The sequence below is a fragment of the Mesorhizobium sp. G2-6-1 genome (genome assembly GCF_055809095.1).
The window spans coordinates 1,202,750-1,218,172 of sequence record NZ_CM147896.1; the positions used below are offsets into that span (position 1 = coordinate 1,202,750).

The window sequence follows — 15,423 nt, forward strand, 5'->3', positions numbered from 1 at the left end:
GAAGGGAAACGCGATGTCGTGCCGGTCATTGTGAACGATCCGCTGCTTGCGCATCGAGAATTTTGCGGACCTCAGCAACGAGATCGCTTTCCGCAACCGTGACCTGTGCGGGACGCGCGGCGCGCCATTCGGCATTGTCGGTGATTTCGGCTGACAGCCTGGCGCCCTCGATCAAATCCTTGATCTGGACCTCGCCCTTTTCGCGCTCGTCGCCGCCCTGAATGACGACGCAAGGGCTGCCGCGCCTGTCGGCATATTTCATCTGCGCCTTCATGCCGGAGCCGCCGAGATACATTTCGGCGCGAATTTTTTCCGCACGAAGGTCGGCCACCATTTTCTGGTAGCGACCGAGGCTTTCAGTATCGCGATCCATAACCAGCACGACGACTGGCGCAACGATATCGGAGGTATCCAGCTTGCCGAGGTTTTTCAGCGCCGTCATCAAGCGCGAGACGCCGATGGAAAAGCCGGTGGCCGGGACAGGCTCGCCACGAAAGCGCGACACCAACCCGTCATAGCGCCCGCCGCCGCCAACAGAGCCGAAGCGGACGATTTTTCCCTCATCATTGGGAATTTCGACCAGCAATTCGGCCTCGTAAACCGGGCCGGTGTAATATTCGAGGCCACGCACGACGGAGGCATCGACCATCACCCTATCAACGTCATAGCCCGCTGCCTGACATAGTGCAGAAAACTCCTCCAGTTCGGCAACACCTTCCTCCCCGCGTACTGAACCAGACACTGCTTGGTGCCAGAAATCGAAAGACATTTGGCCAGAACGAAAGGTTTCTTCCCCTGGAAAATTGGGAATGGGGGAAGTTGCGCCCGCTTCCTCCAAATCCACTCGGTTTTCCCTGAATGCAGTTCCCAAATAGCTACTGACTCGACTAATTTGGTTGTCCGTAAGCTCGGCACCCTTTGTAAAATCTCCGCTGTCGTCGAGACGCCCTTTTCCCAACAAACCCTGAACGCCATCAAGTCCAAGTTTATCCAGCTTGTCGATAGCGCGCAGGACCGTCAGGCGGCGTCCCGCATTTTCGTCACCACCAAGGCCGATTGCTTCCAGCACGCCATCCAGAACCTTGCGGTTGTTGACGCGGATGACGTAATCGCCGCGCTCGATGCCAAGTGCTTCCATGACATCGGCCATCATCATCGCCATTTCGGCGTCGGCGGCGACGCCCGGTGTGCCGACCGTATCGGCATCGAACTGCATGAACTGGCGAAAACGCCCCGGCCCCGGCTTTTCGTTGCGAAACACCCAGCCGGAGCGATAGCTGCGGAACGGCTTTGGCAGGCGATCATAATTTTCAGCAACGTAGCGCGCCATTGGCGCGGTCAGATCATAGCGCAGCGACAGCCATTGCTCGTCATCGTCCAGAAACGAAAACACGCCTTCGTTCGGCCGATCCTGATCCGGCAGGAACTTGCCCAGCGCGTCGGTATATTCAATCAATGGCTGGTCGGCGGGCTCGAAGCCATACAGCTCATAGACCTCGCGGATTGTCGCCACCATTTTCTCGACAGCACGAATGTCTTGCGCGCTGCGGTCAACGAGGCCGCGCGGCAACCGCGCTTTCATCTTTTCCGATTTGTCGGCCATGGATTGGGTACTCGGTGGTTGGTGACATTGCGCGCGCAGAAAAAGCCCCGCTGCGCAAGATGGGCGTTTCCTAACCGATGCCGCCCGGAGCGGCAAGGCTTTGGGCGCTGTTCGTTGCAGCAAATGCTGGTGCGGCATGTTGCGCGCACCTGCAACAATTCCGCCATTATGGAAGCATTGTGGCGACACAATCACTGGCAATACATGGCGTTCAAACGTAACGGTTGGCCAGAATCATGACCCGCGAGCAAGATTGCACCCTCACATCACGCAGCACCGAAAAGCAGCATCCAACGCTTGTTTCGCAGACTGGCCTGACGCGGAGCGAGCTTCCTGTCACCATTGAGGGATCAACAAGCCCGGCCAGCGTTGCCACTCAGCCCGAAATCAACGGGATGCGCGATACGCTGATCACTGGAATGCTGGTGATTTATCCGGTCGTCGCAACCGCTCTGGCAATCGCTGCCGGGTTGTTTCTGATCGGGCGCGGCGCTTGAGGTAAGCAGTGTCAGATGGGAGCACTAACTCTACAGTTGCGTTTTCAGTTCTGCGGTCATCACTGTGTATATTACCCCCCTCTGTCCTGCCGGACATCTCCCCCTCAAGGGGAGAGATTGGCCAATCCCGCCATTGATGGCACTTGTTGAGGAACGCTGGTGATTGGCGAAAGACAATAATGAAAGCTGTTCTCCCCACCTGAGGGGGAGATGTCCGGTAGGACAGAGGGGGCGGGGAACGCAAACCAATACGCAACTGTAAACTTAGGCGGGCCGTTTGAACGCCTTGCGCTGTGCCTCCACCTTTTCGCGGCAGATGCAACCTTCGATATGGTCGTTGACCAGACCCATTGCCTGCATGAATGCGTAGACGGTGGTGGGGCCAACGAAGCTCCAGCCGCGCTTCTTCAGTTCCTTTGAGACGCGCACGGAAACCGCCGTGGTCGGGTTGGCGCGCAAATGGGCGAGATCGACAATATTCGGGCGTTCGTCTGGACCCGGTTCAAACGCCCAGAACCAAGCGGCCAAAGATCCTGCCTCATTGATCATCTCGCGTGCACATTTGGCATTGTTGATGGTCGAAACGATCTTGCCGCGGTGGCGCACGATGCCCGCATCGCCAAGCAGCCGCTCTATATCGGTGTCGGTAAAGGCGGCCACACTATCAATGTCAAAGCCCGCAAAAGCATTGCGAAAATTCTCGCGCTTTCTCAAAATGGTCAACCAGGACAGGCCCGACTGGAAGCCTTCGAGGCAAATCTTTTCGAAAAGCCGCGTGTCGTCGGTGACCGGAAATCCCCATTCGTGATCGTGGTAATGGAGGTAATCAGGCAGGTTGCCATGCCAGAAACATCGTGTCGCGCCATCCGGCCCCGCGATCAGGCCCGTGTTCTCGTCCATGCAAATTCCGTTCGTTAATCGTTTCGAGCCGCGCTTTACCAGTGCTTTACCAGATTTCTCAACAGGCCGGTAACCACACCGGAAGGTTTACTGACAAACACGCATTTTATGCATTCCGATTCACGTTTCGGTTGCCGCTTGTCGCCAAGATTGACCTCGAAGCCGGATATTTTCATGATGTGTCCGGTAGGCCAAGACGATCCAGTCGAGAGTACGTCCTGATGAAAAGACTTTTCCTATCCTTCCTCGGTGTAGCGGCAGCTCTTGCCTTTGCTGCAACACCCTCCACTGCTGGCGAGCGCTATATCGAGCGCCCACCGGTCATGGTCAGCCCCGATCTTTCCGCGCCGTGGCTGTTGCAACTGGGCCAGGCGCCCGACGTGGTGCGAAATGATAGCCGCCGAGTTGTGAGGCGCCAGAAGCAGCGCGTTCGCCTTGTGGAACAGCCCGCACGCGTGCAGGTGCAGCCGGACCGGACACGCACGGCAGCCGTTGCACGGCCTGCCAAACGCACCAAGGCGCGGGCGATGAATCCGATCTACCTGCCGCAGGAAGTGGATTTTGATGGCAAGCAGAAGCCGGGCACCATCTTGATCGATACCACCCAGAATTTTCTTTATCTCGTCGAGAAGAACGGCAAGGCGCGGCGCTATGGTGTTGGCACCGGTAAACCGGGCTTCGAATGGGCCGGTACCCACAAGATCAGCCAAAAACGCGAATGGCCGGACTGGCGGCCACCATCCGAGATGATCCAGCGCGAGAAGGCCAAGGGCCGGTATCTGCCGACTTTCGTTGCCGGTGGCATAGAAAATCCGCTCGGGGCGCGCGCGCTTTACCTTGGTTCGACGCTCTATCGCATTCATGGCACCAACCAGCCCTGGACCATTGGCGGTTCGGTTTCGTCAGGTTGCATTCGTATGCGCAACCAGGATGTCGTCGATCTTTATGAACGGGTTCGCGTTGGCACCACTGTTGAGGTGATGTAAGTCTCGAAAAGCTACGGGGGACGGGCTGCTCAAACGAATGGCCGGTCGCAAAAGGGCAGCCGACAGTGTCGCGCTGCCCTTTTTGTTGCCAGTTTTCCGGTTTGTGCGCGAGAAAATGCGCCATTCTAGGCACAACGTCGCTCAAATATCGACTTTGTTCGCTTTCGCATTGCCGTTTGCGTGCTGGTCTTGCTATGTCGGCTGAAATTCGCCATTTCCGTGCAAAGGACCATCGATGACACTCTCCAATGACATGCGCTATCTGAAGGGTGGGCCGGTCGCCCAGCGCATTATCGCTTCCGTGCGCGAAGCCGCGAAAGTGGCAACCTCAGAAGGATTTCCGCCGAAACTGGTTTCAATTACTGTCGGCGACGTTGCTGCGGTCGGCGTTTATGTGCGCAACCAGCGCGCCAAGGCCGAACTGGCGGGAATAGACTTCGAAGAAAAGCGCTTTCCGGCAGACCTGACGGCAGCGGAACTTGAGGCGGCGATCCACGGCATGAATGCCGATCCGCGCATAACCGGCATCATCATCCAGCGTCCGGTGCCAGCGCATATCCCGATCAAGGCGCTACAGGCGGCAGTGCATCCGCTCAAGGATGTGGAAGGCATGCATCCGGCCTCTATCGGCAATATCGTCTATAACGAGCTTGACCTTGCACCTTGCACGGCAGCGGCGTCGGTCGAACTGTTGAAGGAAACCGGCCTCGACCTCAAGGGACTGGAAGTGGTGGTGGTCGGCCATTCCGAGATTGTCGGCAAACCGATTGCCTTCCTGCTGATGAGCGAAGGCGCAACGGTGACGGTGTGTCATCACATGACGCGTTCGGTCGCTGCCCATGCGCGCCGCGCCGATGCATTGTTCGTTGCAGTTGGAAAACCGCGGATGATCAAAGCCGACATGGTGAAACCGGGCGCTGCCGTCATCGACATCGGCATCAATGCGGAAATAGGGCCGGACGGCAAAAGCCGTATTGTCGGAGACGTGGACACAGAAAGCGTCAAGGATGTGGCCTCATGGATCACGCCGGTTCCGGGTGGCGTGGGGCCGATCACCGTTGCGATTTTATTGCGCAATACGATGGTGGCGCTTAGCCGCCAGCGCGCGCTCTATAAGGAAAGTTACGCGTCATCAAACAGGCTTGCAGCGGAATAGGCACGCGAGGATGCGCAATTAGAGCATCGGGCGACTAAATGCCTTCGGGCTTTGGGCCCCCATAGGCCCAGTCGAGCAGCTTGACGGTATGTACCACGGGCAGGTTTGCCGCCGAGGCGATCTGGGTGATGCAGCCGATATTGCCTGTGGCAACGACTTGCGCCCCTGTCGCTTCGATGTTCTTGACCTTGCGATCACGTAGCTGCGCCGAGATTTCGGGCTGCATGATGTTGTAGGTGCCGGCTGAACCGCAGCACAAATGCCCCTCACGCGGCTCCTTGATGACAAAGCCTGCCCTGGTCAGCAAATCCTTCGGCTGGCGCGTGATTTGTTGACCATGCTGCATGGAACATGCCGAATGGTAAGCGACGACAATTGCGGGTTTGTATATCGGCTCGGGCAGATCAAGCGTCACAAGATATTCTGTAATGTCCTTGGCCAAGGCCGACACCCGCGCAGCCTTTTGCGCGTAGGCCGGGTCAAGGCGCAGCATGAAGCCATAGTCCTTGATGGTCGTGCCGCAACCGGATGCGGTGATGACAATGGCGTCAAGTCCACCCTTGTCGATCTCGCGGGCCCATGCGTCAACATTGCGCCGTGCCTGATCGAGCGCGGTTTTCTCACGGCCCATGTGATGCACCAACGCGCCGCAACAGCCCTCGCCTTGAGACATCACCACTTCAATTCCAAGCCGCGTCAGCAGCGAGATCGTTGCTGCGTTGATACCGGGATCGAGAACCGGCTGGGCGCAGCCGGTCAATATGGCGACACGGCCCTTGCTTGCACCGTTTCCGGCAGGATGAACGCTGGGGCTGGTTGCGGGCGACGGCACCGAAGCCGGTGCCAGTTTCAACATGGCCGCAAGCGGTTTCAACGCCGGGACAGCATCAAACAGACTGATGAACGGCTTGCCAAGTTTTGCCAGTTTCAGTGCCGCACGAAAGCGGTTTGGATAGGGCAGCACAAATGCCAGCATTGCCCGGATTGCCCGATCTGCCAAAGGGCGACGATAGGTCTGTTCAATGTGAGAGCGGGCATGGTCGACGAGATGCATGTAATTGACGCCCGACGGACAGGTCGTCATGCAGGCGAGGCAAGACAGGCAGCGGTCGATATGGGTGACGATTTCCTTATCTGCGGGCCGGTCGTTCTCCAGCATGTCCTTGATGAGGTAAATGCGCCCGCGCGGGCTATCCAGTTCATTGCCAAGTGTCACATAGGTCGGGCAGGTGGCCGTGCAGAAGCCGCAATGCACGCATTTTCGCAAGATTGCCTCGGAGTCCGCGACATGAGGATCAGCGAGTTGCGCGAGTGTGAAATTGGTCTGCACGGCAGCTCCTGGATCGCTCTGATATCAGGTTCCGAGGAACCAGCTTTGCGGGTTTTTGATCGGTTCGTTGCGCTGCAACGCCTGAAGGCCAATGATGCAACGGGCAATGATCCAGACGGCGACTGCCAGCATCAAAACAAAGCCGATGACGACGAACATCAGCACGGCTGAAATCAGTGCATAGAGAAAGCCAATCCAGAATGTGCGGATCAGCCATGTGTAGTGATTGTCAATGACGCCACCGGCCTTGCCGCGATTGATATAGGCGAAAACGATGCCGATTATTCCGGTGATGCCAACGACGAAGCTGGCGAGATAAAGAATATAGATGACCTGCACATTGGTGGGGCCAGCCTCCATCCAGCGATCGGTCTGGCGCGGCGTGGGCGGTGTCGGGTTCGTGTCGCTCATGTCGGTCTCCCTTCTGCAAAAGAAACAGTATTAGCAGATGGTTTGCTCGCGGCCATACGCCCCGGATTGAGAATGGCTTTCGGATCGAATTCGGATTTCAAGCGTTGCGACAGTGCCGCATGGGCTGGCGATTGCGGCTCGAAAACAGGCAAGGCCAGGCGATCAGCGCGTGAAGCGCGCACCAGCGTCGCATGGCCACCACCGAATTTCGCGATGAGTGCGCGCAGTTGGTCCGCTTCAGGCTCTCCATTCGGCATGGCCAGCCAGATCAAACCGCCCTGCCAGTCATAAAATGCCTCAACGGCGGCTTGCATGCGCAGCGCCATGACCATTTGATGCCCTTGCGACGGGGCCATGGACACGCGCCACACCGGTTTTTGGCTGCCATCGGCAAACGGCTGGCAATCGCGAATGTCACGCCAAACCGCGCGCGACGCATCACCGGCAATTTCTTCGAGCGGACCGGCATCCTTCAACAGATTTCTCAGACTGCCGATACGATAGGCGACCGAGGGGCCAAAACCCTCGACCCGCAACAATGTTGCCGCCTCATTGCCGAGGCTGGCACCGGCCACGCGCGCGACAGCGGGATAAGGCAGATGCGCGGCGCTCGAAACCTCCGCGCTGGAACCGAGCGCCAGCGCCATAGCGGCTACCGCATTGTCATCGAGCAAACCACGCACAATGAGCGTGGTTTCCATTTCGGCTGCCGGCAGAACCTTGAAGGTGACGTCGGTGAGGACGGCCAGCGTGCCCCAGCTATTGGCCATGACCTTGGACAAATCATAGCCGGTGACGTTCTTGACGACACGACCACCCGATTTGAAGGCTTCACCACGCCCCGAGACAGCATGGATGCCCAGAATATGATCGCGCGCGGAACCGGCTTTCAGACGCCGCGGCCCGTTGAGATTGGCCGCCAATGCACCACCGATTGTACCCGCACCCGCATTGCCGCCCAGCAAAGGGCTGTAATCCATCGGCTCGAAGGCGAATTGCTGGCCGTTTTGGGCGAGTAGTTTTTCAATTTCGGCAAGTGGCGTTCCGGCTTTGGCCGACAGTACAAGTTCAGCCGGCTCGTAAAGCGTGACGCCCGACAATTTCGATGTGTCGAGTGTGTGTTCGGTCTGTAAAGGGCGACCGATGGCGCGCTTTGTGGCGTGACCGACAATTTCGAGCGGCATGTCCTCACCAGCCGCCCATTGGACGATAGACAGCACATCTTCAGCGGTGATGGGGGTAAAAATGGTCATGGGCGTAGGGATAACCGTGCAGAGACGTCGCGTTTTGTCGCGCCCCCTCTGTCCTGCCGGACATCTTCCCCTCGCGGGGGGAGATTTGCGAATGGGGCCGCCGTTGTTGGTCTCCTGCGACGAGGGGGGCAACATAAAAAGCCGTCATTGCAAGACTGGTCCACTTGCCATCATCAAAACCTCGGAATGTCGGGGAACGGCAATTTGCCGCCCGAAATATGCATACGGCCAAGCTCGGCGCAGCGGCGCAATTGCGGAAATACCTTGCCCGGATTGAGCAAATGGTTTGGATCGAAGGCGCATTTCACGCGCATCTGCTGGTCGAGATCGACTTCGTTGAACATTTCGGGCATCAGGTCGCGCTTTTCGACGCCGACACCATGCTCGCCTGTCAGCACACCGCCGACCTTGACGCAAAGCCTCAATATGTCGGCCCCAAACGCTTCTGCCTTATCCAATTCTCCCGGCACATTGGCGTCGTAGAGAATCAGCGGGTGCAAATTGCCATCGCCAGCATGGAAAACATTGGCCACGCCAAGCCCATAGTGTTCGGAAAGCTCACGCATGCCATGCAGCACTTTCGGCAGTTGCTGGCGTGGAATGGTTCCGTCCATGCAATAATAATCGGGTGAGATACGACCGACCGCCGGGAAAGCCGCCTTGCGGCCCGCCCAAAAGTCAACCGCTCGTCTTCGTTTTGGGAGACGCGGCAGGTGGTGGAACCATTGCGAATGGCAATGTCTTCCACGAGGCCGATCAGGTGGTCCACCTCCACACCCGGACCGTCGAGTTCGACGATCAGCAGCGCCTCGACATCGAGCGGATAGTCGGCGTGAACAAAATCCTCCGCCGCATGAATTGCGGGGCGGTCCATCATCTCCATGCCGCCGGGAATGATCCCCGCGCCAATGATGTCGGCGACACACTGGCCACCCTGTTCACTGGTGGGAAAGCCGATGAGCAAGGCGCGCGCCGTTTCGGGCTTTTTCAAAATGCGCACGGTGACTTCGGTGACAACGCCGAGCAACCCTTCCGAGCCGGTCATGACGCCCAACAGATCATAGCCTTCGCTATCCAGATGCTTGCCGCCGAGGCGGATCACCTCGCCATTCATCAGCACCATCTCGATGCCGAGGACGTTGTTTGTCGTCAGCCCGTATTTCAGGCAATGAACGCCGCCTGAATTCTCCGCAACATTGCCGCCGATCGAACAGGCGATCTGGGAGGATGGATCGGGGGCATAGTAAAATCCCTCCTGCTCGACGGCGGTGGTGATGCCGAGATTGGTGACGCCGGGTTGGGCCACGACGGCGCGGTTGGGAAAATCAATTTCGAGGATACGGTTGAAGCGGCTCATCACCAGAAGGACGGCATCTTCCAGTGGCAATGCGCCGCCCGACAACGACGTTCCCGAACCGCGTGGAACAACACGAATGTTGCGCTCGTTACAATATTTCAGAATGCGCGAGACCTGCGCCACGGTTTGCGGCAACACGACCACCAACGGCATCTGGCGATAAGCGGTCAGCCCGTCGCTCTCGAAAACACGCATCTCGTTGAGCGTGTCGACAACGCCTTCACCGGGAACGATAATGCGCATATCGGCGACAATTTCAGCGCGCCGACCGAGCGTCGCTGCATCTGGTTTGGGCATAACGAGGCCGGACATCGGCATCACCTTCGATACACTGGTAAAAAGCTTTTACCAGTTACGCAGGCTGCATGCAAATTGTGCTTTGGGCGAATGGGTTATTGGCATTGCACTGGACTTTACGCAGCGTCAATCTGACGCTGCGCCGCTATGAGCGCGGGCGCTGCGCGACAAGATCACTCCCCTGCGATCTTGCCGGTTTCGGCGTGCTGTCGCCTTATGCGGCGCACCGCCCACCAGACCAGAAGCACAACGATGGGAACGGCTGCGGCGGTGGCGACCTCCGGTGCGAAAACATGATCGAAGGTGGACGCGCCCTTGAAGAGATGGCCAACCAGACCAACGACATAATAAGAAACGGCGGCCACGGACAGGCCTTCCACGGTTTGCTGCAGGCGCAGTTGCAGGCGGGCGCGGTTGTTCATCGAGGCCAGCAAATCGCGATTCTGCTTTTCAACCTCGACATCTACCCAAGTGCGCAACAGCGTGGTGGCGCGGGTAAGTTTGCGCGACAGATTGGCTTGCCGCTCTTCAACGGAACGGCATGTACGCATGGCCGGTGCGACCCGGCGCTGCAGGAAGCCTGCCCAGGTGTCGTAGCCGGGAACGACCTCTTCATCGAGTGCGTCCAGCCGTTCACGCACGATACCATCATAGGCTCGACTGGCACCAAAGCGATAAAGGCTTGACGCCGCATCCGCCTCCAGTTCGGCGGCAAGTTCGGTCAGATCGGCCAACAAGGTCTGACTGTCGCGCGTTTCGGCAACCTTCATCTCGCGGGTGATGATGGCCAGCCGGTCCTCGATGCGGCGAACCCGCCCCGACAGCGACAGGGCAAGCGGCAAGCCCAGCATGGCCAGAGTGCGGTAGGTTTCAATGTCGATAAGGCGCTGTGACAGCGCGCCGGTCCGCGCCGGAGTGAGACCGCGATCCAGCACCAACATGCGGGTCAAACCGTCACCATCCTGACGAAAATCGGTGATAATGGCGGCATTACCGCGTTCCACCAGTGAGTAGCAAAGGCTGGTCGGGTCAAAACTCGCAATCAGTTTTTCGTTCGCCACTGTCCATTTGCGAATTTCGAGCCTGATCCCTGAAATCACCGTGCCGGGCGGGGAAAACCCGTTGCCAAAGGGCGAATCTTCATTGGCCCTGCCATTTCCGGTGAGCGGCCCCTCCCAGAGATAGGTCGAAAACTCCGTGTGGCGCTCCCATTGCAGCGACCCCTTGCCCCATTTCATTGCATGGTGGCGGGCCTGACGGTCGGGAGCGGCAATGCCGAGGCGCCGCGACAGTTCGGAAAGAACGGCCTGATCGACGCTGGAGCCACCTTCGGTCATGAAAGAAAGCTGAACCAGAACACGCGGCTTCTCGACCAGCGGATGGGGTCTGGAATGGACTTCGCCCAATGCGCCGGGGCGTCCCTCATGAGCTGGAAAGCCCATGACGCTGCCCGTCGCGCGTGGCTTGAATTCGAGATTGGATGGTTCGTCCGACACGTCTGGTCCCCGCAAGTCCTGCGTGCAACGCGTTCCTCTAGAGCCAAAAGGCTAAGGACGCAAACGGGATGTACAAGGTCAATCGGCACCTCGGCATGGCGACGCAATCGACACGCCGCTTCAGATTGGATAAATAATTTGACCAGTTGGTGTCGCTGCCTTTATTCTAGGCTGCAAAATTCACCATGGCTGGCATCTCGTTGAACGACATTTTTTCCAAGATCGAGCATTCACGCACGGCCGACGAGGTTGTGCAGCAGATCGAGAGCCTTATTCTCGAAGGTGTGCTGCGCACCGGCGACCGCCTGCCCGGGGAGCGCGAACTGGCGCGCCAGTTCGAGGTTTCACGACCGATCCTGCGCGATGCGCTCAAGGTTCTGGAGTCTCGCGGGCTGATTGCCACCCGGCCGGGCGGTGGCACCTATGTTGCCGATGTGATCGGCCAGGTTTTCTCAAAGTCGGTCGTGGACCTCATTTCAACGCACCGCAAGGCTGCGGGCGACTATCTCGAATATCGCCGCGAGATCGAGGGCATAGCTGCCGAATATGCGGCGAAACGCGCGACCGCAGACGACCTTGCCCTGATCGCACAGATTATGACGCGCATGGAAGAAGCGTATCGAAGCGGCGACTTTGTCAATGAAGCGGAAACCGACGTCGAGTTTCACCATGCGATTTGCGAATGTGCGCACAATATCATCCTTCTGCATACCATGCGCTCGTGCTACCGGCTTCTCTCCGAGGATGTGTTCCAGAACCGGCTGATGGTGTTTTCGATGCCTGGCGCACGCGAGGCCCTGCTTGCGCAGCATCGGGCCATCCACGATGCTGTGAAGGCGGGCGATCCTGAAGGTGCACGCAAAGCCGCGATGGATCACATCACCTATATCGAGCATTCAACGGCGCAAGCCGAACGCACCGGGGACTGGCAACGCGTGTCCCGGCTAAGACTACGGCAGCGGCGGGACCCTGATGAGGCAGAGGCGGCACGGTCGCGTTCCTGACCTCACTTCATCAACATCAATTTTGATCATCACCGAACGGAAAACCCATGAGCGAAATTTTTACCATCGACGACCTCAAGAAACTCGCGCGACGACGCGTGCCGAAGATGTTCTTCGACTATGCCGATTCCGGCTCATGGACCGAAAGCACCTATCGCGCCAATGAGGAGGATTTCGCCAAGATCAAGCTGCGCCAGCGTGTTCTGGTGGACATGACCGACCGGACGCTGGAAACGACAATGCTGGGTGAAAAAGTGTCGATGCCGGTTGCATTGGCACCGACTGGCATGACAGGCATGCAGCATGCGGACGGCGAGATAAAGGCAGCGCAGGCGGCTGAGCAATTTGGCGTGCCATTCACGCTTTCGACCATGAGCATATGCTCGATCGAGGACGTCGCGGAGGCAACGACAAAACCGTTCTGGTTTCAGCTCTACGTCATGCGCGACAAGGACTTCGTTCGCAGGTTGATCGAACGGGCGAAAGCCGCCAAATGTTCGGCACTGATGCTGACGCTCGATCTTCAAATCCTGGGACAACGGCACAAGGACCTTCGCAACGGTCTTTCCGCGCCCCCGAAATTCACGCCGAAACATATGTGGCAGATAGGGACACGGCCGAAATGGTGCCTGGAGATGATGGGCACGAAACGCCACACATTCCGAAACATTGTCGGGCATGTGAAGGGTGTCGAAAACCTGACCTCCATTTCCGAATGGACGCATGCGCAATTCGATCCGAGCCTATCGTGGGACGATGTCGCATGGATCAAGGAAATATGGGGTGGCAAGCTGATCCTGAAAGGGATACTCGACAAGGAAGACGCCGTCATGGCCGTTAAAACCGGCGCCGATGCGATCATCGTATCCAATCATGGCGGGCGGCAACTCGACGGCGCACCATCCTCGATTTCGATGCTGGAAGAAATTACAGAGGCGGTTGGCGACAAAATCGAAGTGTTCATGGACAGCGGCATTCGCTCGGGTCAGGACGTGCTGAAAGCCATGTGTCTTGGCGCAAAGGGCACATTTATCGGGCGGCCGTTCCTCTATGGGTTGGGCGCACAAGGCAAACGGGGCGTCACCAAGTCACTGGAGATCATCCAGAAAGAGATGGACATGACGCTGGCCTTGTGCGGAAAACGTGACATCAAGGATGTCAGCAAGGATCTCCTTCACCGGTAGCTAAAACTCGGAGTTGAAAAACCAGTGACGACGCCAGGTATCCATTTTCTCGACGCCAGCGGGCCACAAAATATGCGTATCTATGCCATCGGGGATGTGCATGGGCGGCTCGACCTGCTTGAAGCGATGCACAAGGCAATTGCTTTGGAACTGGAGCGCGAACAACCGGCAGATTGGCGTATCGTTCACCTGGGCGACTATGTCGATCGCGGGCCGGCTTCGAAGGGCGTTCTCGATTTCCTGATCGAAGCGCGCCAGCGCGACGCGCGTAACGTGATGCTTGCGGGCAATCACGATTTTGGGTTTACCGAATTTCTCGATCAACCCAAGCCGGGTGGGCTTTTCATGCTCTATGGCGGCGTTGAAACGGCGCAGTCCTATGGCATAAATCTAGGTCGGAAAGGGTTGCTGGCGAAGGCGCAGCAAGCGTTACTGGAAAACCATGCAGCCTTAGCCGCCGTCGTGCCACCGGCGCATACCGGATTCCTGCGGGAGCTACTTCTGTCGGTCACTTTCGGCGATTTCTTCTTTTGTCATGCCGGGATACGGCCGGGGGTCGCGCTTGAAGAACAAGTGCGCGAAGACCTGATCTGGATACGTGGTGAATTCCATGCCTGCCCCGATCTTTACCCGAAAGTCATCGTGCACGGTCATACGCCGGTTTTCGATGCCGAGGTGATGGGAAACCGCGTCAATGTTGACACGGGTGCTTATCAGTCCGGGCGCCTTACCGCGCTTGCAATTGATGGCTCAAGCAAACGAATTCTGTCGATGACAATTGACAAGGGTTTTAGCGAAACGCCGTTGTGACGCCATAGCCGTCGACGGCATTGTGCTCGTTCGCGGCGTCTGCGGAATAGATGCCGAGGCCGCCAAGCACGATGGCTGAGAGCATGGCAAAGGACAGAAGTGCTGCTTTCACGGGCGTCATCTCTTGTTGGGCTTTCTGATATTGCAGCACAGATACGATTACCAATGCGTTGAAATCGGCATTTTTAGATAAATTTTAGGAACCAATGGAAATCGGATGTCCCGATTGGCTGTATGTCGCCCGGAAATCGCGAGAATTCATTGCGATTTACGAGCCAAGCAGCGCGGTTTCTAGCGAGCGGACCTGACACAAGCCAAGCGCAAAATGACGAGCCACGGCGGTTTAACTGCTACGTGCCATTTTTGCCACGCGACCGGCGTGCCGTCAGATCACCGCAACCCAGGCACGCGCGATCGCCAATCCGGCTGCATCAGCCGAGGGGGCATTGCGCGCGGTTTCATCATCCAGCCGATCTGCCCAGTCCGGATGTTTTTGGGCAATCAGCGCGGCGAAAATTCCGCTCCAATCCCGGACGACCACCCGATCTGCCTCGAAATGAAACTGAAAGCCATAGACGGCGCGACCGATGCGAAATGCCTGGTTCTCAGTGACATTATTGGTTGCAAGCCGCACCGCATCAGGGGGTAGCGAGAACGTATCATCATGCCATTCAAAGGTGGAAAACCGATCAGGCAGAGAACCCAGCACGGCATCGGTGCGCCCTTGCTGCGTCCGAGAGACATGGTGCCAGCCAAACTCGGTGGTGGTACCAATGGTGTTGGTGGCACCGAAGGCACGCGCGATCAATTGACCGCCAAGGCAAATACCAAGGACTGCGCGATCTTTTCTGGCAAAATCCCTTATCAATTCGAGCAATTCCGGGAAATACGGGTATTGGTCATCAGCGAGGGCATTCTGGCCGCCACCGAGCAGGATCATGGCGTCATGCGCATCCGCGTTGGGAGGAAGCGCCTCGCCAAGATAGGGGAGGTTCATGTCAATCTCACCGCCGACTTCGGCCAGGGCAGGACCAAGTTGACCAATTGCCGTATTTTCGTAGTTCAGGACAACCAAAACACGCATTGGACCCTCTGAGATATTCCGTTGCCTATGACAAAACTGGCTCAAGCGATATCAT

The 15,423-nt window shown here is 57.7% G+C and carries 17 protein-coding genes; 6 read left to right on the forward strand and 11 right to left on the reverse strand.

The window, feature by feature from the left end; all coding sequences use genetic code 11:
* Positions 1-25: 25 nt before the first annotated feature.
* Positions 26-1,603, reverse strand: coding sequence for a histidine--tRNA ligase (gene hisS, locus AC0L7S_RS05720; RefSeq protein ID WP_473473464.1), 1,578 nt, complete (start codon positions 1,601-1,603; stop codon positions 26-28).
* 236 nt (positions 1,604-1,839) lie between these two features.
* On the opposite strand from hisS, the gene AC0L7S_RS05725 reads away from it, so the two are divergent.
* Positions 1,840-2,100 (forward strand): hypothetical protein, encoded by a 261-nt coding sequence (locus AC0L7S_RS05725; protein ID WP_473473465.1) that lies wholly within the window; start codon positions 1,840-1,842, stop codon positions 2,098-2,100.
* A gap of 264 nt (positions 2,101-2,364) precedes the next feature.
* Here the strand turns inward: AC0L7S_RS05725 and AC0L7S_RS05730 are convergent, their stop codons facing one another.
* Positions 2,365-3,000 (reverse strand): DNA-3-methyladenine glycosylase I, encoded by a 636-nt coding sequence (locus tag AC0L7S_RS05730; protein ID WP_473473466.1) that lies wholly within the window; start codon positions 2,998-3,000, stop codon positions 2,365-2,367.
* A 35-nt stretch (positions 3,001-3,035) separates the two neighbouring features.
* Positions 3,036-3,176 (reverse strand): hypothetical protein, encoded by a 141-nt coding sequence (locus AC0L7S_RS05735; protein ID WP_473473467.1) that lies wholly within the window; start codon positions 3,174-3,176, stop codon positions 3,036-3,038.
* Between the two features lie 45 nt (positions 3,177-3,221).
* Between AC0L7S_RS05735 and AC0L7S_RS05740 the strand changes: the two genes are divergently transcribed.
* On the forward strand, positions 3,222-3,986 hold the full coding sequence (locus tag AC0L7S_RS05740; RefSeq protein WP_473473468.1) for a L,D-transpeptidase: 765 nt from the start codon (positions 3,222-3,224) through the stop codon (positions 3,984-3,986).
* A 235-nt stretch (positions 3,987-4,221) separates the two neighbouring features.
* Positions 4,222-5,142 (forward strand): bifunctional 5,10-methylenetetrahydrofolate dehydrogenase/5,10-methenyltetrahydrofolate cyclohydrolase, encoded by a 921-nt coding sequence (locus AC0L7S_RS05745; protein ID WP_473473469.1) that lies wholly within the window; start codon positions 4,222-4,224, stop codon positions 5,140-5,142.
* Between the two features lie 34 nt (positions 5,143-5,176).
* Here the strand turns inward: AC0L7S_RS05745 and glcF are convergent, their stop codons facing one another.
* The 6 genes from glcF to AC0L7S_RS05775 form a co-directional block, all read right to left on the reverse strand.
* Positions 5,177-6,472, reverse strand: a complete 1,296-nt coding sequence (gene glcF, locus AC0L7S_RS05750) for a glycolate oxidase subunit GlcF (protein ID WP_473473470.1) — start codon at positions 6,470-6,472, stop codon at positions 5,177-5,179.
* Positions 6,473-6,496: 24 nt separating this feature from the next.
* Entirely contained in the window at positions 6,497-6,883 is a 387-nt protein-coding gene (locus tag AC0L7S_RS05755; RefSeq protein ID WP_473473471.1) for a DUF4870 family protein, read from the reverse strand.
* On the reverse strand, positions 6,880-8,136 hold the full coding sequence (locus AC0L7S_RS05760) for an FAD-binding protein (protein WP_473473472.1): 1,257 nt from the start codon (positions 8,134-8,136) through the stop codon (positions 6,880-6,882). Before AC0L7S_RS05760 ends, AC0L7S_RS05755 begins: the two co-directional genes overlap by 4 nt.
* A 173-nt stretch (positions 8,137-8,309) precedes the next feature.
* A complete protein-coding gene (locus AC0L7S_RS05765; protein ID WP_473473473.1) occupies positions 8,310-8,702 on the reverse strand; it encodes an FAD-linked oxidase C-terminal domain-containing protein in 393 nt (130 codons plus the stop codon).
* Positions 8,624-9,805 carry an FAD-binding protein gene (locus AC0L7S_RS05770; protein WP_473473475.1) on the reverse strand — a complete coding sequence of 394 codons (1,182 nt, stop codon included), beginning with the start codon at positions 9,803-9,805 and terminating at the stop codon, positions 8,624-8,626. Before AC0L7S_RS05770 ends, AC0L7S_RS05765 begins: the two co-directional genes overlap by 79 nt.
* A gap of 158 nt (positions 9,806-9,963) precedes the next feature.
* The gene (locus tag AC0L7S_RS05775) at positions 9,964-11,286 is read right to left on the reverse strand and encodes a DUF3422 family protein (RefSeq protein ID WP_473473476.1); all 1,323 of its coding nucleotides are present in this window, start codon (positions 11,284-11,286) and stop codon (positions 9,964-9,966) included.
* A 200-nt stretch (positions 11,287-11,486) separates the two neighbouring features.
* On the opposite strand from AC0L7S_RS05775, the gene AC0L7S_RS05780 reads away from it, so the two are divergent.
* The 3 genes from AC0L7S_RS05780 to AC0L7S_RS05790 are packed head-to-tail and all read left to right on the forward strand — an operon-like array spanning position 11,487 to position 14,284.
* Entirely contained in the window at positions 11,487-12,290 is an 804-nt protein-coding gene (locus tag AC0L7S_RS05780) for an FCD domain-containing protein (RefSeq protein WP_473474195.1), read from the forward strand.
* A 47-nt stretch (positions 12,291-12,337) separates the two neighbouring features.
* Positions 12,338-13,474, forward strand: coding sequence for an alpha-hydroxy acid oxidase (locus tag AC0L7S_RS05785; RefSeq protein WP_473473477.1), 1,137 nt, complete (start codon positions 12,338-12,340; stop codon positions 13,472-13,474).
* 24 nt (positions 13,475-13,498) lie between these two features.
* The gene (locus tag AC0L7S_RS05790) at positions 13,499-14,284 is read left to right on the forward strand and encodes a metallophosphoesterase (protein WP_473473478.1); all 786 of its coding nucleotides are present in this window, start codon (positions 13,499-13,501) and stop codon (positions 14,282-14,284) included.
* Here AC0L7S_RS05790 and AC0L7S_RS05795 read toward each other — a convergent pair.
* Both AC0L7S_RS05795 and AC0L7S_RS05800 read right to left on the reverse strand, forming a co-directional pair.
* On the reverse strand, positions 14,265-14,396 hold the full coding sequence (locus AC0L7S_RS05795; protein ID WP_473474389.1) for a hypothetical protein: 132 nt from the start codon (positions 14,394-14,396) through the stop codon (positions 14,265-14,267). The two genes, AC0L7S_RS05790 and AC0L7S_RS05795, sit on opposite strands and share 20 nt — an antisense overlap.
* Before the next feature lie 273 nt (positions 14,397-14,669).
* The gene (locus tag AC0L7S_RS05800) at positions 14,670-15,368 is read right to left on the reverse strand and encodes a type 1 glutamine amidotransferase (RefSeq protein ID WP_473473479.1); all 699 of its coding nucleotides are present in this window, start codon (positions 15,366-15,368) and stop codon (positions 14,670-14,672) included.
* Positions 15,369-15,423: the final 55 nt, after the last annotated feature.

What these genes read in the sequence shown, in the direction of transcription:
- hisS (WP_473473464.1), bottom strand. Translation starts at nt 1,603, where the DNA reads ATGGCCGACAAATCGGAAAAGATGAAAGCGCGGTTGCCGCGCGGCCTC.
- AC0L7S_RS05725 (WP_473473465.1), top strand. Translation starts at nt 1,840, where the DNA reads ATGACCCGCGAGCAAGATTGCACCCTCACATCACGCAGCACCGAAAAG.
- AC0L7S_RS05730 (WP_473473466.1), bottom strand. Translation starts at nt 3,000, where the DNA reads ATGGACGAGAACACGGGCCTGATCGCGGGGCCGGATGGCGCGACACGA.
- AC0L7S_RS05735 (WP_473473467.1), bottom strand. Translation starts at nt 3,176, where the DNA reads ATGAAAATATCCGGCTTCGAGGTCAATCTTGGCGACAAGCGGCAACCG.
- AC0L7S_RS05740 (WP_473473468.1), top strand. Translation starts at nt 3,222, where the DNA reads ATGAAAAGACTTTTCCTATCCTTCCTCGGTGTAGCGGCAGCTCTTGCC.
- AC0L7S_RS05745 (WP_473473469.1), top strand. Translation starts at nt 4,222, where the DNA reads ATGACACTCTCCAATGACATGCGCTATCTGAAGGGTGGGCCGGTCGCC.
- AC0L7S_RS05755 (WP_473473471.1), bottom strand. Translation starts at nt 6,883, where the DNA reads ATGAGCGACACGAACCCGACACCGCCCACGCCGCGCCAGACCGATCGC.
- AC0L7S_RS05760 (WP_473473472.1), bottom strand. Translation starts at nt 8,136, where the DNA reads ATGACCATTTTTACCCCCATCACCGCTGAAGATGTGCTGTCTATCGTC.
- AC0L7S_RS05765 (WP_473473473.1), bottom strand. Translation starts at nt 8,702, where the DNA reads ATGCGTGAGCTTTCCGAACACTATGGGCTTGGCGTGGCCAATGTTTTC.
- AC0L7S_RS05770 (WP_473473475.1), bottom strand. Translation starts at nt 9,805, where the DNA reads ATGTCCGGCCTCGTTATGCCCAAACCAGATGCAGCGACGCTCGGTCGG.
- AC0L7S_RS05785 (WP_473473477.1), top strand. Translation starts at nt 12,338, where the DNA reads ATGAGCGAAATTTTTACCATCGACGACCTCAAGAAACTCGCGCGACGA.
- AC0L7S_RS05800 (WP_473473479.1), bottom strand. Translation starts at nt 15,368, where the DNA reads ATGCGTGTTTTGGTTGTCCTGAACTACGAAAATACGGCAATTGGTCAA.